Origin of the sequence: Streptomyces longispororuber (assembly GCF_024448165.1) — a bacterium.
Lineage (GTDB): Bacteria > Actinomycetota > Actinomycetes > Streptomycetales > Streptomycetaceae > Streptomyces > Streptomyces longispororuber_A.
The window spans coordinates 1-3,196 of record NZ_JAMOLN010000396.1 but is presented as its reverse complement, the minus strand read 5'-3'; the positions used below and the strand labels follow the sequence as shown (position 1 = coordinate 3,196).

Annotated in this window: 1 protein-coding gene and 1 pseudogene; both read right to left on the bottom strand. The window is 71.1% G+C overall.

The window, feature by feature from the left end; genetic code table 11:
• The coding region (locus M4J07_RS47250) for an endo-alpha-N-acetylgalactosaminidase family protein (RefSeq protein ID WP_255983499.1) at window positions 1–1,987 on the bottom strand (1,987 nt) is incomplete at its 3' end.
• 88 nt (window positions 1,988–2,075) lie between these two features.
• Window positions 2,076–3,196 (bottom strand): annotated as a pseudogene (locus M4J07_RS47245) (endo-alpha-N-acetylgalactosaminidase family protein); the annotation flags it as partial.

The following is a 3,196-nucleotide window of genomic DNA, read 5'->3' as shown; positions in this document are numbered from 1 at the left end:
GAGCGACCCGGTTCCTGCTCGCCCACGCGCGCGGAAGGACCCAACTCGTCGTGCCGCCCTTGGGGTTGTAGTGGTACAGCTTCGCCGGATCGGTGGCCTCGCGGGGGTCCCAGGGCAGCAGGTAGGTGTCGCCGGTGAGGACCGTGCGGCCGTCGGTGGTGACGGTGCGGGTGCCGTCGGCGGTGGCCGTCACGCTGGTGCGTCCCGGTCCGAAGAAGGTGATCTCCTGCTCGGCCCAGGTCTTGATCGGGTACGCCTGGAGGTACTTCACCGGCAGGGTGTGGGACCAGATCAGCCGGCAGAAGGCGGTCCAGTCGGTCTTGTTCTGCCAGGCCTCGAAGTCGCCGAGCCGTGCGGTGCCCAGGAGAGGGAACTTGTCGGCGAAGACGTCCTTCTGGTGGTGGCGCATGAAGCGGATCAGCTGGGAGTTGATGCCGCGCGAGGTGTCGGCCCCGTAGGTGACGTCGTTGGCCCAGTGCGACCACAGGGCGGAGCGTTCCAGGCCGTGTCCCCACTCGGTGGTGACCTGCCAGCCCTGGTCGCGCAGGATGCGCTGGAAGCGGTCGCCGATCCAGCCGGAGTCGCGGAACACGTCCACGTACAGGGTGTTGAGTCCGTCGTCGACCTCGTCGCGCAGTTGCTTCATGCGCTTCTCGGTGCCGCCGGTGACCAGATCCCGCCGGTTGTCGATGCGGTAGCTCTGGTCCATCCACGCCCACTGCTTGTTCGTCTTGTCGACGAGCTGCTCGGAGAAGGCGTGGGCCTCGGGGTAGGACTCGGTGAAGTTGACGTGGACGGCGAAGTCGCTGTTCCACTTCTTGCCGCTGCGGACCAGGGTGTTGAGGTCGTCGAGGCCGCCGGCCCGCTGGTTGTAGTGGCCGCCCCAGTCGGGGTGGGCGGCGTCGTGGCCCTCGGACTGGTAGCCCTTGAGGAGCGTGAACTGGCGCAGCCCGTCGGTGGCGAGGTGGATGCGCTTGACGTGGTCGAGGGTGAGCAGGAACGGATTGCCCGCCACCGAGCCGATGTTGTACGTGATGTGGGCGACGACCCGCTGGTACTGCCGGTCGGCGCCGAGCGGGGTGTGGGCGATGTCGCGGAAGGCGATCGCGGCGTCCTGCCAGTCGACGACGCCGTCGCCGTTCCGGTCCCGCGTGATGATCACCTTCGCCCAGGGCAGGGGTTCGGTGTCGTCGGTGGCGGCGCTGTCGGCGCGGTAGGTCCATTGGCCGTTGCTGATGCCGCCCTTGACGTATCCGTCGCGCTCCGCGACCTGCCGCCAGAACCGGCCGTTCTCCCAGCTCGTGCCGGGTGTCCTGGCGGGCTGGTCCCAGCTCGTGTTGTTCTCGACGGCGGCCGCGAGTTCACTCGTGTGGGCGACGGCATAGGCGCTGCCGACGGCCGTTTCGTCGGGTCGGCTGTCAGTGGTGATTCGTACGGTGGAATCGCCGCTCTTGGCCTTGTCGATCTCGACGCGGGCCGTCATGAGGGTGGCGCTGTCCTGCGTGGAGCGCACGCTGACCAACTGCAGTCCGGGGATCTGCAGCGTGCGGACGCGCAGGGCGTCCGTGTCGCGGATGTCCGTGACGCGGAAGGTGACGGTCCAGCCGTCGACGGCGATCTCGGCGTCGATGCGGGGGCCTTCGTCGAGGGTCAGGCGGTAGGTGATCCGGTCGGCTTCGGTGCGGCTGGTGACACGGGGGGTGTACGAGGTGTCGTTGACGAGGAGTTGGGTGACCGCGTCCTCCTGGGCGTGCAGGGTGTTCCCGGTGGCGCGGTCGGTGTACGAGGCGATGCGCGGGAAGGCGGTGCCGACGCGGACGGTGAGCGCGCCGGACCGGATGACGTTCTCGGTGTCCGTCGCCTGCGGTGCGGCGGGGGTCGCGTCGAGGGTCGCCGCCCGGGCGGGGCTGCCCGCGGTGAGGGCGGCGGCGGTGAGCGCGGCGCCGATCACCACGGTGCGGCGGGTGGGGTGTGGCGGGGTTCTCATGGGGTCACTGGTCCTTCGGGGGTTGCTCGGGTGGAGGGCGCCGGTCCGGCTGCCGGGGACGGCCGCGGGGGCCGTGTCCGGCAGTCGCTCAGCCCGTGGTGACCTCGGTGACTTCGAACGCGTCCAGGGCGAATTCGGCGGTGCCGTCGTCGCCCGTCTTGCGCAGCCCCACCCAGGCCTCGCCCTGCTCGGGCGCGGTGAACTCGTAGGCCAGCGTGGCCGGTTGGGTCGCGACCGGCAGGTCCGTGCGGTCCAGCTCGCGCGGCCCGGGTGCGTCCACGGCCGTGACCCAGGCGTACTGGCCGGCCAGCTCGCACTCGTAGCGCAAGCGGACGCGGTACCGCTTGCCGGGGGTGAAGCGCGCGGTGTGCGGGACGGTGCGGTAGACGAGGCCCGTGTTCTCGCCGCGCGACTTCAGGGACTGGGTGCCGTCGATGACGTCGTCGATCGCCTTGCCGTTCCAGCCGCGCTGGGTGAAGGGCGCGTGGCGCTGCGCGATGTGGGTGCGCGGGTCGGTGGCGCCGCCCGCGTCGCCCTTCACGAAGGGGCCCCAGCCGTGCGGCACGTGCTCGAAGTCCTCGCTGACCACGGTTCCCCGTGGTGCGGTGGGTTGGTCGGCCCGCACGATGCGCACGTTGTCGAAGCGGACGCGGGCCCGGCCGGCGGCGGCGCGCAGGGCGAGAGTGGCGGGGCCGCCGCCGTCGGGGACGGTGAAGTACGTGAAGAGGCGCTGGAAGCGGGTGCCGTGCTTGCGGTCGGCGGCGACGTAGTTGCCGGCGGTGGACGTCTCGGTCCGGTTGGCCGCGGTGACGCCGTCGGCGGTGCGGACCTCCAGGGTGGCCGTGCGGGCCTCTCCCGCTTCGGCGCCGACCTCGACCTGGACGGACGCGGCGTAGTCGCCGGGTGCGAGGCGGGCCAGCCGTTGGGAGACGGAGGCGGCGGAGCCCGCGCCGATGACGAGTTCGTGGTCGCCGAGGGCGCTGCGTTCGACGGTCGCGGGTCCGGAGACGGTCCAGCCCTTCAGGGAGCCGGAGTTGAAGCCGGGGTCGTACAGGGGCGTGCCCTCACCCCACTGCGGGGAGCGGTCCAGGTCGGTGCGCGTCTTGTAGACGACGTAGGGCTGATCGGCTTCGGCGTCCAGCGTCACCTTGCCACCGGCCACCGACACGTAGGAGACGAACACCCGCCCCTGATCGGTCAGCCGGTACA